The sequence below is a fragment of the Lentzea roselyniae genome (assembly GCF_039537795.1).
Lineage (GTDB): Bacteria > Actinomycetota > Actinomycetes > Mycobacteriales > Pseudonocardiaceae > Lentzea > Lentzea atacamensis.
Genome location: NZ_BAABBE010000030.1, coordinates 53,992 through 78,570 on the forward strand (window position 1 = coordinate 53,992; position 24,579 = coordinate 78,570).

At 68.8% G+C, this 24,579-nt stretch carries 26 protein-coding genes and 1 riboswitch; of the genes, 18 read left to right on the top strand and 8 right to left on the bottom strand.

Annotation, left to right across the window (positions count from 1 at the left end):
* Positions 1-63 precede the first annotated feature (63 nt).
* The 3 genes from ABFX45_RS36935 to ABFX45_RS36945 all read left to right on the top strand — a co-directional run bounded on the left by ABFX45_RS36935 (position 64) and on the right by ABFX45_RS36945 (position 2,731).
* A complete protein-coding gene (locus ABFX45_RS36935) occupies positions 64-1,017 on the top strand; it encodes a hypothetical protein (RefSeq protein WP_346135204.1) in 954 nt (317 codons plus the stop codon).
* Positions 1,018-1,052: 35 nt separating this feature from the next.
* Complete coding sequence (locus ABFX45_RS36940) at positions 1,053-2,015, top strand: hypothetical protein (RefSeq protein ID WP_346135206.1); 963 nt, start codon at positions 1,053-1,055, stop codon at positions 2,013-2,015.
* An 89-nt stretch (positions 2,016-2,104) separates the two neighbouring features.
* On the top strand, positions 2,105-2,731 hold the full coding sequence (locus tag ABFX45_RS36945; protein ID WP_346135208.1) for a class I SAM-dependent methyltransferase: 627 nt from the start codon (positions 2,105-2,107) through the stop codon (positions 2,729-2,731).
* Here ABFX45_RS36945 and ABFX45_RS36950 read toward each other — a convergent pair whose 3' ends face one another.
* Complete coding sequence (locus ABFX45_RS36950) at positions 2,732-3,184, bottom strand: hypothetical protein (RefSeq protein WP_109633590.1); 453 nt, start codon at positions 3,182-3,184, stop codon at positions 2,732-2,734.
* Positions 3,185-3,241: 57 nt separating this feature from the next.
* Between ABFX45_RS36950 and ABFX45_RS36955 the strand changes: the two genes are divergently transcribed.
* Positions 3,242-3,793: a TetR/AcrR family transcriptional regulator gene (locus ABFX45_RS36955; RefSeq protein ID WP_109633589.1), complete on the top strand. Its 552-nt coding sequence runs from the start codon at positions 3,242-3,244 to the stop codon at positions 3,791-3,793.
* On the opposite strand, the gene ABFX45_RS36960 is transcribed toward ABFX45_RS36955, so the two are convergent.
* Positions 3,766-4,710, bottom strand: a complete 945-nt coding sequence (locus ABFX45_RS36960; protein ID WP_346135211.1) for a M28 family metallopeptidase — start codon at positions 4,708-4,710, stop codon at positions 3,766-3,768. The genes ABFX45_RS36955 and ABFX45_RS36960 overlap by 28 nt on opposite strands.
* 129 nt (positions 4,711-4,839) lie before the next feature.
* Between ABFX45_RS36960 and ABFX45_RS36965 the strand changes: the two genes are divergently transcribed.
* From ABFX45_RS36965 to ABFX45_RS36980, 4 genes are all read left to right on the top strand, one after another.
* Positions 4,840-6,327, top strand: a complete 1,488-nt coding sequence (locus ABFX45_RS36965) for a potassium/proton antiporter (RefSeq protein WP_428834276.1) — start codon at positions 4,840-4,842, stop codon at positions 6,325-6,327.
* 74 nt (positions 6,328-6,401) lie between these two features.
* Positions 6,402-6,516: riboswitch (SAM riboswitch) on the top strand.
* Between the two features lie 37 nt (positions 6,517-6,553).
* Positions 6,554-7,885: an aminotransferase class V-fold PLP-dependent enzyme gene (locus ABFX45_RS36970; RefSeq protein ID WP_109633584.1), complete on the top strand. Its 1,332-nt coding sequence runs from the start codon at positions 6,554-6,556 to the stop codon at positions 7,883-7,885.
* Positions 7,886-7,908: 23 nt separating this feature from the next.
* Positions 7,909-8,604: a signal peptidase II gene (gene lspA / locus ABFX45_RS36975; RefSeq protein ID WP_346135213.1), complete on the top strand. Its 696-nt coding sequence runs from the start codon at positions 7,909-7,911 to the stop codon at positions 8,602-8,604.
* A 101-nt stretch (positions 8,605-8,705) separates the two neighbouring features.
* Positions 8,706-9,590, top strand: coding sequence for an RluA family pseudouridine synthase (locus tag ABFX45_RS36980; RefSeq protein WP_346135270.1), 885 nt, complete (start codon positions 8,706-8,708; stop codon positions 9,588-9,590).
* A 32-nt stretch (positions 9,591-9,622) separates the two neighbouring features.
* Here the strand turns inward: ABFX45_RS36980 and ABFX45_RS36985 are convergent, their stop codons facing one another.
* Complete coding sequence (locus ABFX45_RS36985) at positions 9,623-10,438, bottom strand: AsnC family protein (RefSeq protein ID WP_233439292.1); 816 nt, start codon at positions 10,436-10,438, stop codon at positions 9,623-9,625.
* A gap of 207 nt (positions 10,439-10,645) precedes the next feature.
* Between ABFX45_RS36985 and dnaE the strand changes: the two genes are divergently transcribed.
* From dnaE to ABFX45_RS37010, 5 genes are all read left to right on the top strand, one after another.
* On the top strand, positions 10,646-14,191 hold the full coding sequence (gene dnaE / locus ABFX45_RS36990) for a DNA polymerase III subunit alpha (RefSeq protein WP_109633576.1): 3,546 nt from the start codon (positions 10,646-10,648) through the stop codon (positions 14,189-14,191).
* A gap of 66 nt (positions 14,192-14,257) precedes the next feature.
* The gene (locus ABFX45_RS36995; RefSeq protein ID WP_346135216.1) at positions 14,258-14,650 is read left to right on the top strand and encodes a cytochrome P450 family protein; all 393 of its coding nucleotides are present in this window, start codon (positions 14,258-14,260) and stop codon (positions 14,648-14,650) included.
* The gene (locus tag ABFX45_RS37000; protein ID WP_346135218.1) at positions 14,614-15,462 is read left to right on the top strand and encodes a cytochrome P450 family protein; all 849 of its coding nucleotides are present in this window, start codon (positions 14,614-14,616) and stop codon (positions 15,460-15,462) included. The genes ABFX45_RS36995 and ABFX45_RS37000 overlap by 37 nt, the downstream gene beginning before the upstream one ends.
* 10 nt (positions 15,463-15,472) lie before the next feature.
* Entirely contained in the window at positions 15,473-16,729 is a 1,257-nt protein-coding gene (locus ABFX45_RS37005; protein ID WP_346135220.1) for an adenosylmethionine--8-amino-7-oxononanoate transaminase, read from the top strand.
* 10 nt (positions 16,730-16,739) lie between these two features.
* Positions 16,740-17,243, top strand: a complete 504-nt coding sequence (locus ABFX45_RS37010) for an RICIN domain-containing protein (protein ID WP_346135222.1) — start codon at positions 16,740-16,742, stop codon at positions 17,241-17,243.
* Here the strand turns inward: ABFX45_RS37010 and ABFX45_RS37015 are convergent.
* Positions 17,240-17,482 carry a glutaredoxin family protein gene (locus ABFX45_RS37015; protein ID WP_109635100.1) on the bottom strand — a complete coding sequence of 81 codons (243 nt, stop codon included), beginning with the start codon at positions 17,480-17,482 and terminating at the stop codon, positions 17,240-17,242. The two genes, ABFX45_RS37010 and ABFX45_RS37015, sit on opposite strands and share 4 nt — an antisense overlap.
* Before the next feature lie 36 nt (positions 17,483-17,518).
* Here ABFX45_RS37015 and bioD point away from each other — a divergent pair, with 36 nt between their 5' ends.
* The 4 genes from bioD (at position 17,519) to ABFX45_RS37035 (ending at position 20,126) form a co-directional block, all read left to right on the top strand.
* A complete protein-coding gene (bioD, locus tag ABFX45_RS37020) occupies positions 17,519-18,238 on the top strand; it encodes a dethiobiotin synthase (RefSeq protein WP_109633568.1) in 720 nt (239 codons plus the stop codon).
* Between the two features lie 70 nt (positions 18,239-18,308).
* On the top strand, positions 18,309-19,325 hold the full coding sequence (gene bioB / locus ABFX45_RS37025) for a biotin synthase BioB (RefSeq protein ID WP_346135224.1): 1,017 nt from the start codon (positions 18,309-18,311) through the stop codon (positions 19,323-19,325).
* A gap of 8 nt (positions 19,326-19,333) precedes the next feature.
* Positions 19,334-19,522, top strand: a complete 189-nt coding sequence (bsaP, locus tag ABFX45_RS46865) for a biotin synthase auxiliary protein BsaP (protein ID WP_109635097.1) — start codon at positions 19,334-19,336, stop codon at positions 19,520-19,522.
* A gap of 13 nt (positions 19,523-19,535) precedes the next feature.
* Entirely contained in the window at positions 19,536-20,126 is a 591-nt protein-coding gene (locus ABFX45_RS37035) for a DUF2567 domain-containing protein (RefSeq protein WP_109633563.1), read from the top strand.
* Between the two features lie 44 nt (positions 20,127-20,170).
* Here the strand turns inward: ABFX45_RS37035 and ABFX45_RS37040 are convergent, their stop codons facing one another.
* Entirely contained in the window at positions 20,171-20,893 is a 723-nt protein-coding gene (locus ABFX45_RS37040) for a putative hydro-lyase (RefSeq protein WP_109633561.1), read from the bottom strand.
* Entirely contained in the window at positions 20,890-22,134 is a 1,245-nt protein-coding gene (locus tag ABFX45_RS37045; RefSeq protein ID WP_109633558.1) for an MFS transporter, read from the bottom strand. The genes ABFX45_RS37040 and ABFX45_RS37045 overlap by 4 nt, the downstream gene beginning before the upstream one ends.
* Before the next feature lie 203 nt (positions 22,135-22,337).
* Between ABFX45_RS37045 and ABFX45_RS37050 the strand changes: the two genes are divergently transcribed.
* Entirely contained in the window at positions 22,338-23,150 is an 813-nt protein-coding gene (locus ABFX45_RS37050; RefSeq protein WP_346135227.1) for an alpha/beta fold hydrolase, read from the top strand.
* On the opposite strand, the gene ABFX45_RS37055 is transcribed toward ABFX45_RS37050, so the two are convergent.
* Both ABFX45_RS37055 and ABFX45_RS37060 read right to left on the bottom strand, forming a co-directional pair.
* Positions 23,147-23,827 (bottom strand): LON peptidase substrate-binding domain-containing protein, encoded by a 681-nt coding sequence (locus ABFX45_RS37055; RefSeq protein WP_109633554.1) that lies wholly within the window; start codon positions 23,825-23,827, stop codon positions 23,147-23,149. The genes ABFX45_RS37050 and ABFX45_RS37055 overlap by 4 nt on opposite strands.
* A 9-nt stretch (positions 23,828-23,836) precedes the next feature.
* Positions 23,837-24,505: an NUDIX hydrolase gene (locus ABFX45_RS37060; protein ID WP_109635095.1), complete on the bottom strand. Its 669-nt coding sequence runs from the start codon at positions 24,503-24,505 to the stop codon at positions 23,837-23,839.
* Positions 24,506-24,579 lie beyond the last annotated feature (74 nt).

Below are 24,579 nucleotides of genomic sequence, written 5' to 3' on the forward strand. Positions count from 1 at the left end.
GAAGAACTGTCAGACCCTCTCGCTACGGTCGTCCCCCGGGCCAACCGGCAAGGGGGAATTGCAATGGTCTTCACTGGGGGATGGCGCGTCCTCGTGGGCGCACTGGTCCTTTCCGCCGGAGTGGTGGCGCCCGCCACCGCGTCGGCCGATCCGGCTTTCTGCGACACCTGGACCGAGTCCGAGCTGCCGAAGCCGGACGGTGTGGGGCCGAGCGGCGTGGCCGGTGCCGCCGGGGTGTGGGCCGTCGGCAACGGCTCCTTCCGCTGGACGTCCGGTTCGGCGGTACTGGTCTGGAAGGACGGGCAGCTGGTCGACCAGCTGTCGTTCTTCAGAAACGTCGTCTACGCCAGTGATGTGAACTCGTCCGGCGTAGTGATCCTGACGGGTCACACCTTCCCGGCGGCGTCGCGCTGGCAGGCAGGCGTGTACACGACCCTGCGCGGCTGGCAGGGGGAGCACGGCGTGCAGGCGATCGACGTGAACGAGCGCGGCGACGTGCTCGGCGAGTCGGACGGCAAACCGGTGGTGTGGCCGGCCGGCTCTGCTGATGCCCGGCTCGTGCCGGGTACCGACGCCTCGTGGTCGGCGATCGGCATCGCCGACGACGGGACGGTGCTGGCCTCGTCGAACACGGGCACCTACTGGCTCGGCGCCTCAGGTCCCGTGCAGCTCGGCGCGGGCACGGACGTGGAGGTGCGGGCGGTGCGCGGCTCCTACGCCGCGGGCCGGTCCGGTCAGCAGATCGTGCGCTGGCACCTGCACGGCCGGGAGAGCGGGCCGTTCGCCGGCGCGGTGGACGCGCTGAGCGTGAACTCCCACGGTCACCTGCTGGGCACCGTGGACAACGGCACGACGACCGGGGCGACCGCGTTCTGGCCGGACCTCGACCAGCAGGTGGGGGTGGACAGCGGTGCGCGTTTCGGTGTCATCACCGACGAAGGCGACCTGTACGGCACGCGTGTCCTCGAACAGTCGAGCAGTTACCCGGTCGTCCTGAAGTGCGTCCGTGGTGCGTGATTCACCTGTCCGTTGATCATGATCTGGGGGATGTTGTGAAGCTGAGCAAGGTGGTCCATTCGGCGTGCGCTGCGGCGCTCGCGTTCGCCGTGGTGGTTCCGGGAGCGGCGCAGGCCGGGACCGGATGCACCTGGGTGACGACGGATCTGCCGTTGCCCGATGGCGCGGACGTCTACGGGTTCCACGCCTCGTCCGACGGCGTGTGGGTCGCTTCGGACAACTGGGGCATGCAAACCGTTGTCTGGCAAGGAAACCAGCCTCGGTTGTGGCGCTTCCGCGAGCAGACCATCGTGATGGGTGTCAGTGCTACCGGCACGCTGGCCGCCAACACCGACGTGCTGTCGTTCCGGCTGTCGGCAGCGGGTGTGCGGGAGGTGCTGCAGCCGTTGCCCGGCACCACCGGCCGGACGTGGGTCACCTCGATCAACGCCGCGGGAGACGTGGCGGGCAGCTCCGGCAGCACGATCGTGGTGTGGCCGGCCGGCTCGAGCACGCCGCGGGCGCTGCCGAACCCGGACAACCGTCGTGGCGGGACGGTGCGCGGCATCGACGACGAGGGGCGGGTGATCGCGCAAACGATGATCGGCGGCGGCGACTACGTGGGTTACCTGTGGGACCGCGACGGCAACGCGGTCCGGCTGGAGACGTTGCCCGGCCACAACTCCGTCACCGCGGTGTCGGTGCGCGGCGGGCGGGTGGTCGGCACGTCCGGGCCGCCCAGCAACTTCCCCGGCACGGCGGTGGAGTGGGGTGCCGACGGCAGGATCGTGCGGGAGCTGGGTCCGCTGTTTCCGCACCCGCTCGAGATCAACACCAGTGGTGACGTGACCGGCGGCGCCCCGGACAGGCCCGTTGTCGTGGTGCGGGCCAACGGCGAGATCGAGGACGTGCCCGGCCTGCTGGACGTCGACCACATCGCGGAGGACGGCGGTCTGATCGGGTACCACTGGCCGGGCAGCGGCCCGCTCATCCCGCGCAGGGCGACGTGTCGGGCGTGACCGAGGTGTAGCCGGCGGCGTGCGCGGTGGTTCCGGCCACCGCGCACGCCTTCACGCTCGCGGACCGTTGGGGCACTACGGTTTCCGTCGTGACCGAACCGTCCACGAGGACTGCCTACGACTCCGTCGCGCCCCTCTACGCCGAGCTGTTCGGCGACGTGCTCGACACCCTGCCGCTGGAGCGCGCACTGCTGACCGCGTTCGCCGAGCTCGTGCAGGCCCACGACTCCGGGCCGGTCGCGGACGTCGGCTGCGGCCCCGGACACGTGACCGCACACCTGCACTCGCTCGGACTGAACGCCTTCGGCATCGACCTGTCGCCCGAGATGATCGCCATCGCCCGGCGGTCCCGTCCGGATCTCCGGTTCGACGTGGGGTCGATGACCGCGCTGGACCTCGCGAACTCGGCGGTGAGCGGCCTGCTGGCGAACTACTCCTTGATCCACACGCCCCCGGAGCAGCTGCCGGTCGTGTTCGCCGAGTTCGCGCGGGTGCTGGTGCCGGGCGGGTACCTCCTGCTCGGCTTCTACGCCGGCGACGATCCGGAGCCGCAGGAGTTCGACCACAAGGTCACGCTCGCCTACCGGTGGTCGCCCGGCAGTCTCGCCGACCTGGCGGGTGAGGCCGGGTTCGGCGAGGTCGCGCGGCTGGTGCGGGCGCCGAACGAGGGCGAGCGTTTCCTGCAGGGCCAGCTGCTGCTGCGCGAGCAGTCCTGATCAGACGCGCGCCGGCCGGCGCCTGATCAGCATCCGCCGCACGAACCGGACCCAGAGCGACCACCGCGCCGGCGTGGCGGGCTCGCGGCCCGCCGCCCGCTCGAAGTTGTCGAAGAGGTCCTCCAGACAGGCGTCGTGCAGCCAGCGGATCACCAGCGCCCAGCGCAGCCGTGCGCCGAGGCTGAAATTGCCGATCAGCTCGTGCCGCACCACGTTGCCCGAGGCCGACAGCGTGTGCGTGCCCTCGCCGTCGCTGAAGGCGAAGGTGATCGACTCGCCGGGCTTGAACTCCGTGCAGTGGTAGCGGATCGGGCCGTGCCCGCCGTCGGCGCCGACGCCGAGCGGGCGGTCGAACTCCTGCTTGCCCCACAGGGGTGGCCACAGCTCCTGGATGCGTTCGACGAACGGTCCGGCGGGTACCGGCAGTTCCCTCTCGTGCACGTTGCGAACCACGACACGCTCCTTCCATACGGCACCGTATGTTGGCGAAACATACGCTAGCGTACGGAAATGCGCCGCACTCGTGACGACTGGACTGAGATAGCGCTGAGAGCACTCGCGGAAGGCGGGCTGCCCGCCGTCGCGATCGAGCCGCTCGCGGCCAGGGCCGGCGCGACGAAGGGGAGCGTCTACCACCACTTCCCCAACCGCGAGGCGCTGCTGAAAGCGACCGTCGAGCGGTGGGAGCGGGAGCACACCGAGAAGGTCATCGAGCTCGTCGAGGCCGAGAAGTCACCGCGGGACAAGCTCAGGACGTTGTTCGAGACGGTGCTCGACCGCACCCGCAAGGGGTCGGTGGAGATGGCTTTGCAGGCGGGCGCCGGGAACGAGGTGATCGGGCCGGTTCTCCAGCGGGTCACCGAACGGCGGCTGGGCTACCTGACCGAGCTGTTCGAGCAGCTCGGGTTCGACGCGGAGCACGCGAGGAAGCGCGCGTTGATCGCGTTCAGCCTCTACCTGGGCCAGGTGCAGATGTTCGCGACCCTGCCCGGCCTCGTCGAGCCGATGGTCGACGAGGCCGTGCAGGTGCTGACTCAGGCCGCGATCGCCCACAACGCGTAGGCGATCACGTCCGCGTTGCGGTCGAGCGCCGTGGCGTTGACGTTGGACGTGGTGTCGCAGGAGCGGTGGTAGCAGCGGTCGAAGGCCAGGCCGGCCGTGCCGCCCCACTTCCTCGCCTGGGCGGTGGTCTTGGTCTGCTCGGCACCGGTGAAGGTGCCGCCGGTCGGGATGTTCGCCGCGGCGAAGGCGGCGTGGTCGGAGCGGCCGCCGACCTTGACCAGCTCGGTCTGGACGTTCAGCGTCGTGAAACCCGCCTGCAGTCGCTGCTGCAGCGCCACCGAACCGGCGGGCTGACCGTCAGCACCGTCGTAGACGAAGTAGCCGGGGTTCGGCGAGCCGGTCATGTCGAAGTTCAGGTAGGCCTTGATCCTCGACTTGTCCGCGGCGGACAGGGAGTTCACGTAGAACCTCGAGCCGCGCAGGCCGAGCTCCTCCGCGCCCCACCAGGCGAACCGGACGTGCTTGGTCGGCTGGAAACCGGTGGCCTTCATCTGGAGGGCGACCTCCAGGATCGACGCGGAGCCCGTGCCGTTGTCGTTGATGCCGGGTCCCGAGGTGACGCTGTCGAGGTGGCCACCGAGCATGACAACGTTGTTCAGGTCGCCGCCGGGGTAGTCCGCGATCAGGTTGTAGCCGGTGGCGCCGTTGTAGGTGAACGACTGCACCCGCGTGGTGAAGCCCGCCGCGTCGAGCTTGCCCTTCACCCAGTTCACCGAGGCCAGGTACCCCGGACGTCCGTGCGCGCGGCTGCCGCCGTTGGCGTTCGCGATCGACTGGAACTGGTTGAGGTGGGCTTGCACGTTCGCGACGTTGATGTTGGGAGCCGCCAGAGCGGTGACTTCGGGCGGAGCGGCCGCCTGTGCTGTGGTTGCTCCGGCCACCGTCAAGGCGGCCGCCAGTGCGATGAGGATCCTCATGGTTCAACTCCGTGCAGGGTTGGGATTGAGCCACTGATCAACATGCTCCTGTGCGCATGAGCCCGGTAGGTGCGAACGGCTGGTTGTTCGACGCGTCGGATTCGTCCAATTCGGTGGTGATCACTCAGAATGGTCCAGGTGGGTGACGTCACCGTCGTGCTGGGCATCGGCGCCGCCGTCCTGCTGATCTCCGTGATCGCGGTGCGTGTGTCGATCCGGCTTGGGCTGCCCTCGTTGCTGCTGTACCTGGGCATCGGCGTGGTCCTCGGCGAGTCCGTGCTCGGCATCAACTTCGACGACGCAGACCTCACCCAGTCGCTCGGCGTCGCGGCCCTCGTGCTGATCTTGACCGAGGGTGGCCTCACGACCCGCTGGCAGGCCGTGAAGACGTCCCTGTGGTTAGGCGTCACACTGTCCACAGTGGCCGTTGCGGTGAGCGTCGCGATCACCGGCACGGCATTGCACCACCTGCTCGGCCTCGACTGGCGGATGGCGTTGCTGTGGGGCGCGGTGCTGTCGTCCACGGACGCGGCGGCCGTGTTCAGCGTGCTGCGGTCGTTGGGCGTGGGAGCGCGGCTCACGGGCGCGCTCGAACTGGAGTCAGGTCTCAACGACGCACCCGTCTACATCGCCGTCGTGCTGCTGGCCTCCGCGGACCAGATCACCTGGACCGCGCCGCTGCTCGTGCTCTACGAACTGGCCGCGGGCGCGCTCATCGGCGTCGCACTGGGCATCCTCGGCGGTGCCGGGCTGAGACGCGCGGCGCTGCCCGCGACCGGTCTGTACCCGCTCGCCACGGTTGCGGTGTGCGTCATGGCCTACACGGCGGGCGATCTGCTGCACGCGTCCGGATTCCTCGCCACCTACGTCGCGGCTCTGGTGCTGGGCAACGCCCGCCTGCCGCACCGCGCGGACACCCTCTCCTTCGCCGAAGGTCTCGGCTGGCTCGCCCAGATCGGGCTCTTCGTCCTGCTCGGCCTCTACGCGTCGCCGTCGCGGCTGCTCGACGTGCTGGTTCCCGCGCTGATCGCGGGCGTGGTGGTGACGCTCGTGGCCCGGCCGTTGTCCGTCGTCGTCGCCGCGCTGCCGTTCAAGGTGCCGTGGCGGGAGCAGGTGTTCCTCTCCTGGTCGGGGCTGCGCGGTGCGGTGCCGATCGTGTTCGCGCTGATCCCGCTGATCCAGGGTGTCGAAGGCGCGCGTGAGCTGGTCGACGCGGTGTTCGTGCTGGTCATCGTGCTGACGGTGGTGCAGGGCACGACGTTGCCGTTCCTCGCGCGGCGTCTCGGCCTGGTGCGCGCGGGTGAGCCGCAGGAGGTGCAGGTCGACTCCTCGCCGCTGGACGAGCTGAGCGCCGAGCTGCTGCAGGTGCACATCCAGCGCGGGTCGAAGCTGCACGGCGTCTACATGTCCGAGCTGCGGCTGCCGATCGGTGCCACGGTGAGCCTCGTCGTGCGTGCAGGGAAGAGTTTCACGCCACAACCGACGACGCGGCTGCAGACCGACGACCAGTTGCTCATCGTCACCACCGAAGAAGCGCGTGACGCTGCTGAGCGGCGCATTCGTGCCGTCGACCGGGCCGGTCGCTACGCACGGTGGAAGGGTGAGACCGGCGATTAGTTCTGTCTCCGAGGCTTCTCAGCATGTGATCGGGAGTCGACGAGCGCCGCGAGGCTCCGCTAACGTCGTCGGCAGGTCATGAGAGCCAGCGTCAAGCCCAAGCTTGCTGGCCGGCAACCCTCCAACCGCGGTGGGGTGCCCTTGGTGAGGACCTGGTCCGGCGCGTGGGGCGCCGGTCAAGCGCGGGCCTTCGCGACACGGGGCCCCTGGCCTCGGAGGCAGCTCGATGACGCTCGCGATCACCAAGACCACCAGCACTGCGGTTCCGGCTGTTGTCGGCTCTGACCTGCGTGTTCCGCTGGTGACCGGAGAGCGCGTCACCTACGCCAACCTCGACCACGCGGCCAGCGCGCCGTGTCTTCAGGAGGTGCGCGACGCCGTCGACGAGCTGCTGCCCTGGTACGCCAGCGTGCACCGCGGCGCCGGGTTCGCCTCCCAGGTCTCGACCCGCGTCTACGAGCAGGCCCGTGACCGCATCCGCAAGTTCGTCGGGGCGCACGCCTCCGACACCGTCGTCTTCACCCGCAACACCACCGATTCGCTGAACCTGTTGGCGCGCAGCGTTCCTCGCGGCACCGCGGTCGTTCTCTTCGACAGCGAGCACCACGCGGCGCTGCTGCCCTGGCGTGGTCCCGACGTTCAGCGGATCCCCGCTCCTGCTTCGTCCGGCGCTGCAGTGGTCGCGCTGGACCGGGCTCTGGCCGCCGCCCCGGTCGGCCCTCGGCTCGTGATCGTCACCGGGGCGTCCAACGTCACGGGGGAGCTGTGGCCGGTCGCGGAGCTCGCGAAGGTCGCTCGCAGGCACGGCGCGCGGATCGCGCTGGACGCCGCGCAGCTCGCCCCGCACCGCCCGATCGACGTGCGTGAGCTGGGCGTCGACTACGTCGCGTTCTCCGGCCACAAGATCTACGCGCCGTTCGGTGCCGGTGTGCTGGTCGGCCGCGCGGACTGGCTGCAGCAGGCCCAGCCGTACCTGGTGGGCGGCGGCGCGACGTCGAAGGTGACCGACCACGGTGACCGGCTCGGCGTGGCCTGGTCCGCGGTGCCCGAGCGGCACGAGGCCGGGAGCCCCAACGTCGTCGGCGTGCACGCGCTGGCCGCGGCCTGCGAGATCCTGTCGCGGCACTGGGAGCAGACCGTCGCGCACGAGCAGGAGCTGCTGACGCGGCTGAGGGACGGCCTGCGCACGATCCCGGGCTTCCGCGAGCTGTCGATCCTGACCGACGCCGACAAGGTGGGCGTCGTGAGCTTCACCATCCCCGGCTTCGACGCGGGCTTCCTCGCGGCCGCCCTGTCCGCCGAGTACGGCATCGGCGTCCGTGACGGAGCGTTCTGCGCCCACGTGATCGTCGGACGGCTCGTCAAGCAGGCTGGAGCGCACGAGGACCGCGCTGTCCGCGCCTCGATCGGCCTGGGTACGACGGCCGAGCACGTCGATCGTCTGGTGGCCGCGTTGCGCACTCTGGTCACCGAGGGTCCGAAGTGGACCTACACGCAGCGCGACGGCCGCTGGGTGGCCGAGGACGACAGCCGAACCCTGCCGCCGTTCCTCGCGTAGTCCCGGTCGTGGACAATGACCTGGTGAGTGACGAGTCCAAGGCCGCAGAGACTCCTGCCGAGGAGCAGGTCAGCGAGTCGAAACCGGCCGAGGAACCCGCGAAGCCCGAGGCGGGCGAGCAGGAGAAACCGGCGGACGAGGTCGTCGAGCCGGAGTTCTCGATCACCGGTTCGCTGCCGGAGCCGCGGACAGGGATCCTCGCGATCCTGGCCGGTGGCGTGCTGGCCCTGGACGTGCTCACCAAGGTCCTGTCGGTGGCGTTCCTCGAGGGTGCCGACCCGATCAAGCTGTTCGGCGGCGTGCTCTACCTCACGTTCGTCCGCAACCCCGGCGCCGCGTTCGGCCTGGCCGAGGGCATGACGTGGATCCTCGCGCTCATCGCGCTGGGCGTCGCCGGGTTCATCCTCTGGATCTCGCGCAACCTGCGCTCCCAGCCCTGGGCCGTCGGACTGGGCCTGGTGCTCGGCGGCGCCGTCGGCAACCTCGCCGACCGCCTCTTCCGCGAGCCGGGCCCGATGCGCGGCCACGTGGTCGACTTCCTGTCGCTGTTCGACCCGTTCGGCCAGGTGTGGCCGGTGTTCAACGTCGCGGACATGGCGATCGTCAGCGGTGGCGCGACGATCATCGTGCTGGCGCTCCTGCGGCACGACTACGACGGAACTGTCCACAAGGACGCTCCTGCCCCGGTGGCGCAGGACGGTCTGCAGGAGTCGAAGTAGCTGCTCCTGGTAGGTTCAGCAGGTTCTGCAAGGAGAAGAAGGTCGAGGCCCCGCGCGTGAGCGGATACCGAACGCTGCCGATTCCCGACGGTTTGGACGGCATGCGTGTCGACGCTGGCCTCGCGAAGCTCCTGGGCTTGTCGCGCACCGTCGTCGCGGCCATCGCCGATGCCGACGACGTGCTGATCGACGGCCGTGTCGTCGGCAAGTCCGACCGCCTGACGGCCGGCGCGATGCTGGAGATCACCCTGCCGGCGCCGCCGCAGCCGGTCACCGTCCAGGCGATTCCCGTCGAGGGCCTCGTCGTGATCCACGAGGACGACGACATCATCGTCGTGGACAAGCCCGTGGGCGTCGCGGTGCACCCGTCACCCGGCTGGACCGGGCCGACCGTCGTCGGCGGGCTCGCCGCGGCGGGCCACCGGATCGCCACGTCGGGTGCCGCGGAACGGCAGGGCGTCGTGCACCGCCTCGACGTGGGCACCACCGGTGTGATGGTCGTGGCGAAGTCCGAGTCGGCCTACTCCGCTTTGAAGCACGCCTTCAAGGAACGGACCGTCGCCAAGGTCTACCACGCGCTCGTGCAGGGCCACCCCGACCCGATCAAGGGCACCATCGACGCCCCGATCGACCGGCACCCCAAGCACGACTACAAGTTCGCGGTGATGAACTCCGGCAAGCCGTCGATCACCCACTACGAGGTTATCGAGGCGTTCCGCGCGGCGTCGTTCGTCGAGGTGCACCTGGAGACCGGCCGCACGCACCAGATCCGCGTGCACTTCTCGGCGCTGCACCACCCGTGCGTCGGCGACCTGACCTACGGCGCGGACCCCACGCTGGCCAAGAGGCTCGGCGTGGCGCGGCAGTGGCTGCACGCGCGCCAGCTCGGGTTCCACCACCCCGGCACCGGCGAGTGGGTCACGTTCACCTCGGACTACCCGGCCGACCTGGCCGCCGCGCTGGAGAAGCTGCGCGAAGAGGGCTGACCGCGGCCTTCGCCGGCCGCGCTCCGGTCGAATTAGTCCTCGACCGTCCACACGAGCGTGTTGAAGTCCACCTCGGGACGCACGCTCCAGCGGATCTGGATGACATCGGTCGTCTCGGGCAGCACGAACACCGTGTGGCCACCGGCCGTCTCGCCCGGCTGCACGCCGAGCTTGTGCGCGGGCCGGGAAGACAGCGACACGGGAGCCTTCGTCACGGTCTCGCCGGTCTTGGTGACCAGGACCAGGTACATGTCCGGCAGCGAGGTGTACGGCACCTGCGAGGTGTTCGTGATCTCGGTGTGCACGACCACGGCCCGTTCACCCTCGGCCAGCTTGTAGCCCGCCGCGGTGAAGAGGAAGTCCGCCGGGTCGACGAACTCGACCAGCTGGATGGAGAGACGCGCGCCCTCGAGGCTGTCCGCTTCCAGGGCCGAGCCGATCTTGCCGGTCCGCGAGACGGGCCTGGGCTGCGGCTGGTCCGCGCGCACCCAGCCGGCCGACTGCGGTGGACCCCAGGTGGCCTGGGGCTGCGCTGGCGGCTGCTGGGCGGGGAAGGGCTGGCTGGCCGGGTTCTGCGGCGCGTACGGGACCTGGTGCGGGCCGCTCACGTGGTGCGGACCGCTCTGGTGCACCGCGTGGGGACCAGAGGCCGGTGGGCCCATGTAGTTGCCGTACGCGGCGGCGTTCGCGAGCGCCCGGCGGATGCCGTTGGGGTCGCACTCCACGCCCACCAGCAGCGGAAGGCCGCTGCCGGAGAGGGTGATCAGACGCATGGCGGCTTCCCTCGGATCCATGCCGAGGCGCTGGGCGATCTCGTGCACGGCGGCACGGCCCGAGTCGGCCAGCATCGCCAGGAGTCGAGCGTCAACGGGATCAGGGGCCACCACGAATTGAACGCTACCTCGCGCTTGCGATCTTCGCGTCACCGCCTGGCAGGTCGTAGATCACGCGACAGGCCGCAGAGGGGTTCGTGACCCGAGATTTCGCGCGGGATAGGGTTGGCAGATCCGGATTCGCGTCCTTCCCACGCGTCCGTTCGATCTCCTGGAGGTACCGTGGCGGACTCGTTTGTGCACCTGCACGTGCACACCGAGTACTCGATGCTCGACGGTGCGGCGAAGCTCAAGGACATGTTCGCCGAGTGCGAGCGCATGGGCATGCCCGCCGCCGCCATCACCGACCACGGCAACATGTACGGCGCCTACGACTTCTTCAAGCAGGCGACGGCGGCCGGGGTCAAGCCGATCATCGGCATCGAGGCGTACATGGCGCCGGACTCCCGCTTCAACAAGAAGCGCGTGCTGTGGGGCGACCCCGGGCAGAAGGCCGACGACGTGTCGGCGTCCGGTGCGTACACCCACCAGACGATCTGGGCTCGGAACGTCGAGGGTCTGCACAACCTCATGAAGCTGTCCAGCCTCGCCTCCACCGAGGGGCAGCTGGGCAAGTGGCCGCGGATGGACGCCGAGCTCATCGCCGAGCACTCCGCTGGTCTGATGGCGACGACCGGGTGCCCGTCGGGCGAGGTGCAGACGCGCCTGCGGCTGGGGCACGAGAAGGAAGCTCTCGAGGCTGCCGCCAAGTGGCAGGAGATCTACGGCAAAGAGAACTTCTTCATGGAGATCATGGACCACGGCATCGAGATCGAGAGCCGGGTCCGCGGCGGGTTGCTGGAGATCCAGAAGAAGCTCGACATCCCGTTCGTCGTGACGAACGACTCGCACTACACGTACCCGACGGACAAGGACACGCACGAGGCGCTGCTCTGCATCCAGACCGGTAAGACGCTGCAGGACCCGACGCGGTTCAAGTTCGACGGCACGGGCTACTACCTGAAGTCGCCGGAGGAGATGCGCGCGGTCGACTCGAGCGACGCGTGGCAGGAGGGGTGCCGCAACACCCTGCTGATCGCGGAGAAGGTCGACACGACCGGCATGTTCGAGTTCAAGAACCTCATGCCGCGGTATCCGGTGCCGGAGGGGCTGACGGAGGACCAGTACTTCCGCGACGAGGTCTGGCGCGGCATGCACCGCCGGTTCCCGAACGGGGTCGACGAGGAGCACACCAAGCAGGTCGAGTTCGAGATCAGCGTCATCCTGCAGATGGGGTTCCCGTCGTACTTCCTCGTCGTCGCGGACTTCATCAACTGGGCCAAGTCCAACGGCATCCGCGTCGGTCCCGGCCGTGGTTCGGCCGCCGGCGCGCTGATCGCGTACGCCCTGGGCATCACGGACCTCGACCCGTTGCCGCACGGCCTGATCTTCGAGCGGTTCCTGAACCCCGACCGCGTCAGCCCTCCCGACATCGACATCGACTTCGACGAGCGCCGGCGCGGTGACGTCATCCGGTACGTGACGGAGAAGTGGGGCAAGGAGAACGTCGCCCAGGTCATCACGTTCGGCACCATCAAGGCGAAGGCGGCCATCAAGGACTCGGCGCGAGTCCTGTACGGCCAGCCCGGTTACGCGGTCGCCGACCGGATCTCCAAGGCGATGCCGCCCGCCGTCATGGGCAAGGACATCCCGCTGTCCGGCATCTTCGACTCGTCGCACAAGCGGTACGCCGAGGCCGCCGAGGTGCGCGGGCTCTACGACACGGACCCGCAGGTCAAGGAGATCATCGACACCGGGCGCGGGCTCGAGGGCCTGATCCGCAACGCCGGTGTGCACGCCTGTGCGGTCATCATGTCCGCGGAGCCGCTCACCGATCACATCCCGGTCTGGATGCGCCCGCAGGACGGGTCGATCATCACGCAGTTCGACTACCCGACCTGCGAGACGCTCGGCCTGCTGAAGATGGACTTCCTGGGTCTGTCGAACCTCACGACGATCGACGACGCCCTGCGCAACATCGAGCTCAACGGCAAGGGCAAGATCGACATCACCGACGGCACCCAGGTGCCGCTCGACGACAAGAAGACGTACGAGCTGCTCGGCCGCGGCGACACGCTGGGCGTGTTCCAGCTCGACGGTTCGGCACTGCGCGACCTGCTGCGGCTGATGAAGCCGGACAACTTCGAGGACGTCTCGGCCGTCATCGCCCTGTACCGGCCGGGTCCGATGGGTGCGAACTCGCACATCAACTACGCGCTGCGCAAGAACAAGCAGCAGGAGATCACCCCGATCCACGAGGAGCTGCGGGAGTCGCTCGCGGAGATCCTCGACACGACCTACGGCCTGATCGTCTACCAGGAGCAGGTCATGGCGATCGCGCGGAAGGTCGCGGGCTACACGCTGGCCCAAGCGGACCTGCTCCGCCGCGCGATGGGCAAGAAGAAGAAGGAGATCCTCGACAAGGAGTTCGAGGGCTTCGAGAAGGGCATGATCGACCAGGGGTACTCGAAAGAGGCGATCAAGACCCTCTGGGACATCCTGGTCCCGTTCGCCGACTACGCGTTCAACAAGGCGCACTCCGCCACCTACGGCGTCATCGCGTACTGGACCGCGTACCTCAAGGCGAACTACCCGGCCGAGTACATGGCCGCGCTGCTCACGACGAACTCGGACAACAAGGACAAGTCGGCGATCTACCTCGCCGAGTGCCGCCGCATGGGCATCACGGTGCTCCCGCCGGACGTCAACGAGTCCGAGCGCGAGTTCGCCCCGGTCGGCACCGACATCCGCTTCGGTCTCGGCGCGATCCGCAACGTCGGTGCCAACGTCGTCGACGCGATCATCAAGGCGCGCAAGGAGAAGGGAAAGTTCGTCGACTTCTCCGACTTCCTGCGCAAGATCGACGCCACGGCCTGCAACAAGAAGGTCGTCGAGTCGCTGATCAAGGCGGGCGCCTTCGACTCGCTCGGCCACCCGCGCAAGGGCCTGCACATGGTCCACGTGGACGCCGTCGACGCCGTGATGATCACGAAGAAGGAAGAGGCCAAGGGCCAGTTCGACCTCTTCGGCGGCGGTGACGCGTCCGACGACGACATCGCTGGCGTGTTCGACGTCAAGATCCCGCAGGAGCAGTGGGAGTCCAAGCACCAGCTCGCACTGGAACGCGAGATGCTCGGCCTCTACGTCTCCGGCCACCCGCTGAACGGCGTCGAGCACGTGCTGGAGTCGTACTCCGACGCCTCGATCGCGCGGATCCTCGAAGGCGACGTCCCCGACGGCACCCAGGTCACCATCGGCGGCATCCTCGCCTCGGTGATGCGCCGGGTGAACAAGAACGGCGAGTCGTGGGCCTCCGCTCAGCTGGAGGACCTCGCCGGTGGCATCGAGGTGCTGTTCTTCCCGAAGAGCTTCATGGTGCACGGCATGTCCGTGGTCGAGGACGCGATCGTGCTCGTCAAGGCCCGCGTGGCCAAGCGCGACGACCGCATCTCGCTGATCGCGAACGACCTGGTGGTGCCGGACCTGAGCGAGATCGGGTCGCGGGCGATGCGGCTGAAGATGCCTGCCACCAAGTGCCGGCCGGAGATCGTCACGCAGCTCAAGGAGGTGCTGCGGGCGCACCCCGGCTCGACCGAGGTGCACCTCAACCTGGTGATCAACGCGTCGCGCAACACCGTGCTGAAGCTGGACGACGCGCTGCGGGTGGCGCCCACGCCGTCGCTGATGGGTGACCTGAAGGCGCTGCTCGGACCGGGATGTCTCGGCTAGCTGAGAATGTCCCGGCTAGCTGAGAAATAGTGGCCAGCCATGAGTTAACGGGGTTAACTGGGTGAGGTGACGACACTCACCCAGTTGCCCGCCGACTACGTCCAGAACCCACACGAAGTGCACGACATGTTGCGTGCCGAAGGCCCCGTGCAGGAAGTCCACCTGCCGCGCGGGCTCAAGGTCTGGCTCGTGACTCGTTACGAAGAGGCCAAGGTCGCGCTCACCGACCCGCGGATCAGCAAGGACATGCAGGCTGGAGGACACCTCTTCGAGCTGCACGCGCCCAAGGAGGCGGACCGCCGGCAGTTCGACGCCGGCCTCGCGGTGCACATGCTCAACATGGACCCGCCGAACCACACCCGCCTGCGCAAGCTCGTGAACAAGGCGTTCACCGCGCGGCGGATCGAGCTGATGCGCCGCGCGTGGAGGAGATCGCCGCCGAGCTCATCGCCAAGCTGAACGACGGCGACGAGGTCGACCTGCTGGAGGCGTTCGCGTTCCCGCTGCCGATCACGGTGATCTGCGAGCTGCTCGGCATCCCGATCGACAACCGCGACGAGTTCCGCGAGTGGTCGAACACGCTGCTGTCCTTCGGTACGCAGGAACAGATCGCCGAGGCGTCCGGGAAGATGGCGCAGTTCCTGATCGCGCACGTTGACCGCGTCGCGAACGAGAAGCCGGACGACACGTTCTTCTCCGCCCTCGTGCACGCGGACGAGTCGGGGGACCGGCTCAACCACGCCGAACTGGTGTCGATGGCGTTCCTTCTGCTCGTGGCCGGCCACGAGACGACGGTGAACCTCATCGGCAACGCCGTGCTCGCGCTGCTGCACAACCCGGACCAGCTGCAGATCCTCAAGGACCGTCCCGAGCTGATCCCGGCGAGCGCGGAGGAGTTCCTGCGGCTGGAGGGGCCGGTGAACATCGCGACGTTCCGCTACACCACCGAGCCGGTGGAGCTGGGCGGCGTCACGATTCCCGCCGACGAGTTCGTGATGGTGTCGCTGATCGCGGCGAACCGGGACCCGGAGAAGTACGAGAACCCCGACCGGCTCGACGTCACCCGCAACGCGGGTGGGCACGTCGCGTTCGGTCACGGCATCCACTTCTGCCTGGGCGCGCCGCTGGCCCGGCTGGAGTTCGACGTGGCGTTGACGCACCTGCTGGCGCGGTTCCCGAACCTGCAGCTCGCCGCCGAGCCGGAGACGCTGGTGTGGCGTGACAGCACGTTGATCCGTGGTCTGCACACGCTTCCTGTGCGTCTCGCTTAATGTTCGGCGCGTGGACGACCTGCTGAAGCTCGACCAGGCGCACGTCTGGCACCCGTACGGCCCGATGCCGGGCACCCAGGAGCCGTTGCTCGTCAAGGAGGCTTCGGGTGTCCGGCTCACCCTCGGGGACGGCAGGGAGCTGATCGACGGCATGTCGTCCTGGTGGGCCTCGATCCACGGCTACCGGCACCCGGTGCTCGACGCCGCCGTCACGGACCAGCTCGGCCGGATGAGCCACGTGATGTTCGGCGGGCTCACGCACGAGCCCGCCATCAAGCTCGCGACGAAGCTCGTCGAGATCTCACCCGAACCGTTGCAGCACGTGTTCCTGTGCGACTCCGGGTCGGTGTCGGTCGAGGTCGCGGTGAAGATGTGCCTGCAGTACTGGCGTTCGCAGAACCGGCAGGAGAAGCACCGGTTGATGACGTGGCGCGGCGGCTACCACGGCGACACGTTCAACCCGATGTCCGTCTGCGATCCCGAGGGCGGCATGCATTCGCTGTGGAGTGGAATCCTGCCGCAGCAGGTGTTCGCGGACGCACCTCCCGCCGAGATGGACACCGCGTACGTCCAGCACCTCTCCGACCTGGTCGAACAGCATGCCGGCGAACTGGCCGCGATCATCGTCGAGCCGGTCGTGCAGGGTGCCGGCGGCATGCGCTTCCACGATCCGCGCTACCTGCACGTGCTGCGTGAGCTCGCGTACACCCACGACGTGCTGCTGGTGTTCGACGAGATCGCCACGGGCTTCGGGCGCACGGGTGAGCTGTTCGCCGCCGATCACGCGAACGTCAGCCCGGACGTCATGTGCCTCGGCAAGTCGCTGACCGGTGGATATCTGACGATGGCCGCCACCCTGTGCACGTCACGGGTGGCGGACGGGATCAGCAAGGGCGAGGTGCCGGTCCTCGCGCACGGGCCGACGTTCATGGGCAACCCGCTCGCGTCGGCGGTGTCGCTCGCGTCGATCGACCTGCTGCTGTCCCAGGACTGGAAGCGTGAGGTCGCACGCATCGAGCACGGCCTGAAAACCGGCCTCGCGCCCGCACGCGCGTTGCCCGGTGTGAAGGACGTGCGCGTGCTGGGCGCCATCGGCGTCGTGCAGCTCGATCAGCCCGTGGACATGGCACGAGCCACCAAAGCCGCGGTGGACGCGGGTGTGTGGCTGCGGCCGTTCCGCGACCTGATCTACACGATGCCGCCGTTCGTCTCGACCGATCAGGAAATCGCGCAGATTGCGGCTGCGGTGGTCGCTGCGGCTCGCTAGCGTGGCGCACATGGGGAAAATCGCGGCCGTCGTCTGCGCTGCCATTCTGGGGATGACCGGCCTCGCCGCACCGGCGCAGGCCGCGGACCAGCTCCGGGACTCCGTCATGTGGGGTTCTGGCACCACGTGGACGAAGCTGAGCTGGCGAGGCAACCCCAAGCTGTGCTTCGACGCGGCGCTGGAGGAGATCGGCCGCGACGGCGGCAAGGTCCAGTTGTGGACCTGCGGGATGGGTGGCGCCGAGCAGTACTGGCTGGTTCAACCGCACCCGTTGGGGGGCGGCTTCCAGGTCATCAACCAGATGAACGGCAAGTGCCTCGACGCGGCGCTGGAGGACATTGATCTCGAGGTCACGCGGCTGCAGCTGTGGCAGTGCACCGGCGGCATCGAGCAGAAGTGGACCGGCGGCCCGCACTCGGGACAGCTGATGTTGGTCAACGAGGCCAAGCCGCGCTCGACCTTCGGAGTTCCCGGCCTGTACGACGGCGCGCGGCTCGACCTCTACAGCTATTAGTGGCTGATCGCGGCTGACAGCTGCGTGTCGGTCGGTTCCACCAGGACATCCCCGTTCGGCAGCACCAGGACGGGGATGTTCTTGCGTCCGGAGAGCTCGATCGCCTTGTCCCGCGCTTCGTCGTCGTTCTCGACGTCGACGTAGGTGAACGGCACGTTGTTGCGGGTCAGCCACGACTTGGCCCGGCGGCAGTCACCACACCATTCGGCGCCGTACATCACGATCGGTTGCTCACTCATGCTGTCACGGTAGGTCACGTCCTAAGGTGAGTGCCTGTGAGCGTGCTGGTGATCACCGGAACCGGGACAGAGGTCGGCAAGACCGCCGTCACCGCGGGCATCGCGGCGCTGGCCAGGGCAGAAGGCAGACGGGTCGCGGTGCTGAAGCCCGCCCAGACCGGCCTGCTGCCCGGCGAGCCCGGCGATGTGGCGGAGGTGGCGCGGCTGGCGGGTGACGTGACCACCCGTGAGCTGGCCAGATACCCCGATCCACTGGCGCCCGCCACCGCGGCGAGACGGGCGGGGATGGCCACGATCCACCCCGCGGACGTCGCCGCCGCCGTGACGGACCTCGACGCGACGCACGACCTGGTGCTGGTCGAGGGCGCGGGCGGGCTGCTGGTCAGGTTCGACGAGAGCGGGTCGACGCTGGCCGACATCGCGTGGGCGGTGAACGCGCCCGTGCTGATCGTGGCGCAGGCCGGGCTGGGGACCCTCAACTCCACGGCTCTCACCGCGGAGGCGCTGCAGCGGCGTGGCCTCGAGTCGATCGGTGTCGTGGTCGGCAGCTGGCCGTTGCACCCGGACCTCGCGGCGCTGACGAACCTGGCGGATCTGCCGGACGCGGCGGGCGCCCCGCTGCTCGGCGCGCTGCCGCAGGGTGTGACGAAGCTCGGTTCTGTGGATTTCCTGGCGGTCGCCAAGAGATCGTTTTCACCGTGGTTCGGCGGGGAGTTCGACCCGGAGACGTTCGCGGCTCAGTTCGCGGTCCAGTGACCTACGTCGCTCCACGATGAAGGATTCAGTGAGGCAGACTGCTCGCCAGGCCACAGGAGGAGGAGACACCGTGACCGCAGCTCCGGAACGGATCGACGTGCTCGACGAGGCTCGTGAGCAGGTGCTCGAACGAGGCGTAGGACTGTCCGAGGCACAGGTCCTGCAGGTGCTCGAGCTGCCTGACGAGCGCATCCCCGAGCTTCTGGCGCTGGCGCACGAGGTGCGTGAGCGCTGGTGCGGCCCCGAGGTCGAGGTCGAGGGCATCGTCTCGCTGAAGACCGGCGGCTGCCCGGAGGACTGCCACTTCTGCTCGCAGTCCGGCCAGTTCCCGTCGCCCGTGCGGTCGGCGTGGCTGGACATCCCCGGTCTCGTGCGCGCGGCACGGCAGACGCGGGAGACCGGCGCGACCGAGTTCTGCATCGTCGCGGCCGTGCGCGGACCGGACAAGCGGCTGCTCTCGCAGGTGCGTGACGGCATCAAGGCCATCCGCGAGGACGGCAACGACATCCAGATCGCCTGCTCACTCGGCATGCTCACGCAGGAGCAGGTCGACGAGCTCGTGGCGATGGGCGTGCACCGCTACAACCACAACCTCGAGACCGCCCGCTCGCACTTCCCGAACGTCGTCACCACGCACTCCTGGGAGGAGCGCTGGGACACGCTGAAGATGATCCGCGACGCCGGCATGGAGGTCTGCTGCGGCGGCATCATCGGCATGGGCGAGACGCTGGCGCAGCGCGCGGAGTTCGCCGTGCAGCTGGCCGAGCTGGAGCCGGACGAGGTGCCGCTCAACTTCCTCATCCCGAACCCCGGCACGCCGTACGAGAACTACCCGGTCGTCGAGGGTGCCGAGGCACTGCGGACGGTCGGCGCGTTCCGGCTGGCCCTGCCGCGCACGATCCTGCGTTTCGCGGGTGGCCGTGAGCTGACGTTCGGCGACCTGGGCGCGAAGCAGGGCATGCTCGGCGGCATCAACGCGATCATCGTCGGCAACTACCTGACGAACCTCGGCCGCCCGGCGCAGCAGGACCTCGACATGCTCGAGGAGCTGTCGATGCCGATCAAGGCGCTGAGCCAGACCCTGTGAACCCCGTGATGACGTACTGCTCTTTCTGCGGCAAAGAGGAAGCTGACGGCGACCACGCGTTCTGCCGTCAGCGGCTGTCGATGATCGACCCGCCGCGGTACTGCTCGGAGTGCGCGCGCCGGATGGTCGTCCAGGTGACCCCGGACGGCTGGACGGCGCGCTGCAGCCGCCACGGAGAGATCACTTCTGCTCGGTAGTAACCTCTCGCGAATGGACGAGAAAGCAGCCCCGGTCCGCATCGAACCCGTGCCGGAGCCGCCGTACGTCTACCACTACATCCGGCCGCGGCCGAAGGTCGTGGTCAAGCGGGATCTGCTGCCGGGCCTGGTGGTGCTGCTGACGACGTTCGCGTTCGGGCTGCCCGCCGGGTATCTGTGGTCGTGGCTCGCCCCGCCGCAGCTCAAGATCGTCTCGCCGCAGGACAACAAGTTCTACCCGATCGGGGTGGAGAGCTACCACCGGCTCGACGCGCTGATGGTGTTCGTGCTGATCGGTCTCGGCGCGGGCGCGATCACCGGCATCGCGGTGTGGCTGCTGCGGCAGCGGCGCGGGCCGGTCGTGATGCTGGGCATGACGGCGGGCTCGTTCGCGGCGGCGTGGTTCGCGCAGTACCTGGGCGGCAACCTGGCCGCGGGCGCGTACCCGATGCCGTCGACGATCAAGCCGAACGACACCCTGCTGGTGGCGCCGGCTCTGGAGACGTGGTGGGGAATTCTGGCGTGGCCCTTGGCGGCCGCGCTGGCCTACGGGTGCTGCGCGGCGTGGAACGGCCTGGACGACCTGGGGCGGCGCCTCGGCTAAAAGACGAGGCACCGCACTGTGACATTCCCAGAAGCGTGAGCGCGTCAGCCGACTCTGTAGGCGAAGTCCGGCATGTCGGTCACGAACATCTGACCCGGCGCGTGCGTGATCGCGAACGGCGGCTTTGACTTCATCAGCACCGCCTGCGGAGTCACGCCGCACGCCCAGAACACCGGCACGTCACCGGGTTCCGGCGTGACGGTGTCGCCGAAGTCGGGCCGGTGGATGTCGTCGATCCCCAGCATCCGCGGATCTCCCGCGCCGACCGGAGCCCCGTGCACGGACGGCATCAGCGCCGTCACCTTGTGGGCGATGTCCACAAGGGACTCCGGAATCCAGCGCATCGACACGACCATCGGCCCGTGGAGCCTTCCCGCAGGCCTGCACTGGATGTCCGTGACGAACATGGAGACGTTCTTGTGCTGATCCACGTGCCGCAGCGGCACTCCCGCGCTTTCGAGCGCGGTCTCGAACGTGAAGCTGCAGCCGATGAGGAACGTCACCAGGTCGTCGCGCCAGTACTCGGTCGCGTTCTCGGGTTCCGCCACGAGCTCGCCGTGCTCCCAGATCCGGTAGCGCGGTGCGTGGGTGCGGACGTCCGCGTCCTGCTTGAGCGCGCTGACCGTCTCGCCCGCGTCCAGGACGTCGAGCACCGGGCACGGTTTGGGGTTGCGGTGGGTGAAGAGCAGGAAGTCGTACGCCCAGTCCCTGGGGATGGCGATCAGGTTGGCCTGCGCCTGTCCCGGTGCCTTGCCCGCTGTCGTCATTCCAGCTCCTTGTTCACCGTCTCCGGCAGCCAGAGCAGCGCGATGACCGCGATCCCGTACGCCGCCGCACCGAACAGCATCGCACCGCCGATGCCCATCTTGTCGGCCATGAACCCGACGACGCCGGGGAACACCGCGCCGAACGCGCGCCCGAGGTTGTACGTGAAGCCCTGCCCGGTGCCCCGCAGTGCCGTGGGGTAGAGCTCGGACAGGTAGCTGCCGAACCCGCTGAAGATCGCGCTCATGCAGAACCCGAGCGGGAAGCCGAGGAACATCACCAACGTGTTGGCACCGTTGGGAATCTGCGTGTACGCCACGATCAGCAGCGCGCTCGCGACCGCGAACAGCGTGAACGTCTTCTTGCGCCCCAGGTAGTCCGTGAGATAGCCACCGCTGACGTACCCGATCCACGCGCCGCTGATGAGGAACGCGAGGTAGCCGCCGGTGCCGATGATCGTCAGCCCGCGCCCGGTCTGCAGGAACAGCGGCAGCCACTGCGCGAGCGTGTAGTAGCCGCCCTGGACACCGGTGGCGAGCAGCGCCGCGAACAGCGTCGTCTTGAGGATCGGGCCCTGGAAGATCTTAGGGAACGTGCCCTTCTGGTTCGTCTGCGCCTTGGCCTCGGGCGCGTCGTCGACGTTGCGGCGCACGTAGAAGATGAGGATCGCGGGCAGCGCGCCCGTCCAGAACATGATCCGCCACGACCACGCCGGGTCGGCCAGCGAGGCGACCAGCGTGTTGACGATGACGGCGAGACCCCACCCGACCGCCCACGCGCTCTGGATGAACGCCACCGTGCGGCCGCGGTACTTCGGCTTGCAGTACTCGGCCACGAGGATCGCCCCGGCCGCCCACTCGCCGCCGAACCCGAGTCCCTGCAGGGCGCGGAAGACCAGCAGCGTCTCGTAGTTCGTCGCGAAACCGCACAGCACGGTGAAGAACGCGTACGCCGCGACCGTGATGATCAGCGTTTTGGAACGGCCGAACCTGTCGGCCATGACGCCCGCCACCGCGCCGCCGATGGCGCTCATCAGCAGGGTGGACGTGCCGAGCAGGCCCGCCTCCGCCTTGGTGAGGCCGAAGTAGCCGGTGATCGCGACCAGGCTCAGCGGCAGGACCCAGTAGTCGTACGAGTCCAGCCCGTAGCCGCCGAACGCGCCGATGAAGGCGCGCCTGCCCTTCTGGCCGAGACTGCGGAACCAGGCGAAACGGCCTGTGTCCTCGGTCGTGGTCGTGCTCATGGGACACCTCGCAGCGTGGTGGAGGAGTACTTGGGTGTGATGTGGGACTCAGAGTAAGGATTGTTCAACAATCCCACAAGGCCACAATTCAACGATCCGACGACCGTTGCTCCAGGCTGGTCTTGATGGACCTGAGGCGAACGCGGCTCAACAATCCGTCCGGGTGCAGGCGTTCGGAGAGCATGGACCAAAGGGGAACCACGATGATCACCTCGGTGGACGGCACCACCATCGGTTGCCGGACCACGGGCAGAGGCCCTGGTGTGCTCGTCATCCCCGGCCCGATGGAGGGCGCAGGCGACTTCCGGGAGCTGGCGGAAGCGCTCGCGAACGACTTCACCGTCCACGTCCTCGACCGCCGGGGCCGCGGTGAGAGCGGGCCGCACCGGGCGGGCCACGGTCTTCGCACCGAGGTCGAGGACGTCAGGGCTGTCCTGGACGCCACCGGTGCCCAGCGGTTGCTCGGCGTCAGCTCCGGTGCGGTGATCGCGCTGGAAGCGACCCTGCGGTTGCCCGGCATCACCCACGTCGTCGCCTACGAGCCGCCGATCGACCTGGCGAAGCACAAGGGCGGGGTGCTCGCACGGTTCGAGCAGGAGGTGGAGGCGGGACGGCATCCCGAGGCGGTGGTCACGATCACCAAGGGGCTCGGGCTCGGGCCGCTCTGGCTGCGGGTCATGCTGCGGCTGGCGCCGCGCTGGGTCCTCGTCAGGGCGGTCCGCAAGATGGTGGCAGAGGAGGGGAAGGACCTTTTGGAGGGTCTGCCGACCGTGCGCCACGACCTCCGAATCGTGGAGGAGGGCAGCGCGAACCTCACGCGCTTCGGGGCGTTGCGCGGCCACGTGCTGCTGATCGGCGGCACCTGGTCGCCGAGCTACCTCACGGGCGGCCTGTACGCGCTCGCCGATCTGCTGCCGCACGCCGAGAAGATCCTCGTCGACCGAGCCCATCACTTCAGCGCGACTGAGAGCCCCCGGCTGCTCGTTCCCGCGCTCAAAGGCTTCCTCGGCGCCTAGTTCGGGTTCGGCACGTGCCCGAACTCGGTGAGCGGTACTGGAACCGCCTTCAACGCGCTCAGAATCCCGGTCTCCCGGTGCAGCATCCGCCGGACCAGCCGCAGGCGCCGTGCCGGCGACCGTTCCTCCAGCAACCGCTGCCGATCCTCCACCGGCAGCAGGCAGTCCGCCGCCAGCAGGTACGACAGCGCGCCCAGGTCGACGTCCTCCGCGGGCGAGGACCAGTCCTCGCGGTGCCAGGCGGCCCCGCAGTACCGCTCGTGGGCCGCGCGGGCCCCGCGTTCCAGGATCGGCACGACCTCCAGTGCCGCCTCGGGCACGGGGGCGTCGTCCAGGTAGTCGACGTGGGCGAGCAGGTAGGGCGCGGTCGTCGAGTCGACGTCGAGCAGGCGGAACCGCTTCACGCCGCGCGTGACGATGTCGAACCGGCCCTCCGGCAGCGGCCGGGCGTCCAGCAGGTCGGCCGAGCAGCCGATGTCCTGCAGGGAGCGCACGTTGTCGGCGCCCACCTCCCAGCCCTCCTTGATGCACACGACACCGAACGTGCGGCCGAACAGCGAGCCCGTCATCAGGTCGACGACGAGCTGGCGGTAGCGCGGCTCGAAGATGTGCAGCGGCAAAGACGCCCCCGGCAACAGCACCGTGCCCAGGGGGAAGAGCGGAAGCGTCTCGGCCACGCGTCCACGTTACGGGGTGCCACTCCCGCCCGCCGGACGGCCGGATCCGGGCGGCCTCAGCACGGCGAACGGATCGGTCACCTTGATTCCCTTGGCGCTGAACCGGAAGAGGGCGGCGGGGCGGCCTCCGGACGGGCCGGGGGGAGCGGTGCCACCTGTCGGTTCCAGCAGCATCCGGCGTGACAGGACCCGCTGGAGGTTCGTCGCGGACACCCGGTAGCCCAGCGCGGCGGAGTAGTGGTCGCGCAGCAGGGAGATGGTGAACTCCGGTGGTGCCAAGGCGAAGCCGAGGTTCGTGTACGACAGCTTCGCGGCGAGCCGGTGCCGTGCTCGATGCACGATCGCGGCGTGGTCGAACGCCATCAGGGGGAGCGTGTCCACGCAGTGCCACTCGGTGTCCGCCGGAACCTCCGGATCGACGTCCGAGGGGACCAGTCCGAGGAACGCCGTCGCGACGACGCGGGGCGCCGGCACGCGGTCCGGGGCGCTGAAGACCGCGAGCTGCTCGACGTGTGACAGTTGTCGCACATCGACTTTTTCGGCCAGCTGACGGCGGATGGAGGTCTCCACGTCCTCGTCCGCCCGCAGGCCGCCACCCGGCAGCGACCAGCGGTGAGCGTGCGGCTCCCGTGCGCGCTCCCACAGCATGACCTGGAGTGACGCACCTCTCACCCGCAGCACAGCTGCCAGAACTTCGTGTCCCACGCCCGCCACTCGGCTGATACTATCGGCGACGTTTTCGACCAGTAGGC

Bases quoted from the DNA above. Each gene is read 5' to 3' on its own strand.
- ABFX45_RS36935 (WP_346135204.1), top strand. From the start codon at position 64: ATGGTCTTCACTGGGGGATGGCGCGTCCTCGTGGGCGCACTGGTCCTT.
- ABFX45_RS36955 (WP_109633589.1), top strand. From the start codon at position 3,242: ATGCGCCGCACTCGTGACGACTGGACTGAGATAGCGCTGAGAGCACTC.
- ABFX45_RS36960 (WP_346135211.1), bottom strand. From the start codon at position 4,710: ATGAGGATCCTCATCGCACTGGCGGCCGCCTTGACGGTGGCCGGAGCA.
- ABFX45_RS36965 (WP_428834276.1), top strand. From the start codon at position 4,840: ATGGTCCAGGTGGGTGACGTCACCGTCGTGCTGGGCATCGGCGCCGCC.
- ABFX45_RS36970 (WP_109633584.1), top strand. From the start codon at position 6,554: ATGACGCTCGCGATCACCAAGACCACCAGCACTGCGGTTCCGGCTGTT.
- ABFX45_RS36980 (WP_346135270.1), top strand. From the start codon at position 8,706: ATGCGTGTCGACGCTGGCCTCGCGAAGCTCCTGGGCTTGTCGCGCACC.
- ABFX45_RS36985 (WP_233439292.1), bottom strand. From the start codon at position 10,438: ATGCTGGCCGACTCGGGCCGTGCCGCCGTGCACGAGATCGCCCAGCGC.
- ABFX45_RS37010 (WP_346135222.1), top strand. From the start codon at position 16,740: ATGGGGAAAATCGCGGCCGTCGTCTGCGCTGCCATTCTGGGGATGACC.
- ABFX45_RS37015 (WP_109635100.1), bottom strand. From the start codon at position 17,482: ATGAGTGAGCAACCGATCGTGATGTACGGCGCCGAATGGTGTGGTGAC.
- bsaP (WP_109635097.1), top strand. From the start codon at position 19,334: ATGACGTACTGCTCTTTCTGCGGCAAAGAGGAAGCTGACGGCGACCAC.
- ABFX45_RS37035 (WP_109633563.1), top strand. From the start codon at position 19,536: ATGGACGAGAAAGCAGCCCCGGTCCGCATCGAACCCGTGCCGGAGCCG.
- ABFX45_RS37040 (WP_109633561.1), bottom strand. From the start codon at position 20,893: ATGACGACAGCGGGCAAGGCACCGGGACAGGCGCAGGCCAACCTGATC.
- ABFX45_RS37045 (WP_109633558.1), bottom strand. From the start codon at position 22,134: ATGAGCACGACCACGACCGAGGACACAGGCCGTTTCGCCTGGTTCCGC.
- ABFX45_RS37050 (WP_346135227.1), top strand. From the start codon at position 22,338: ATGATCACCTCGGTGGACGGCACCACCATCGGTTGCCGGACCACGGGC.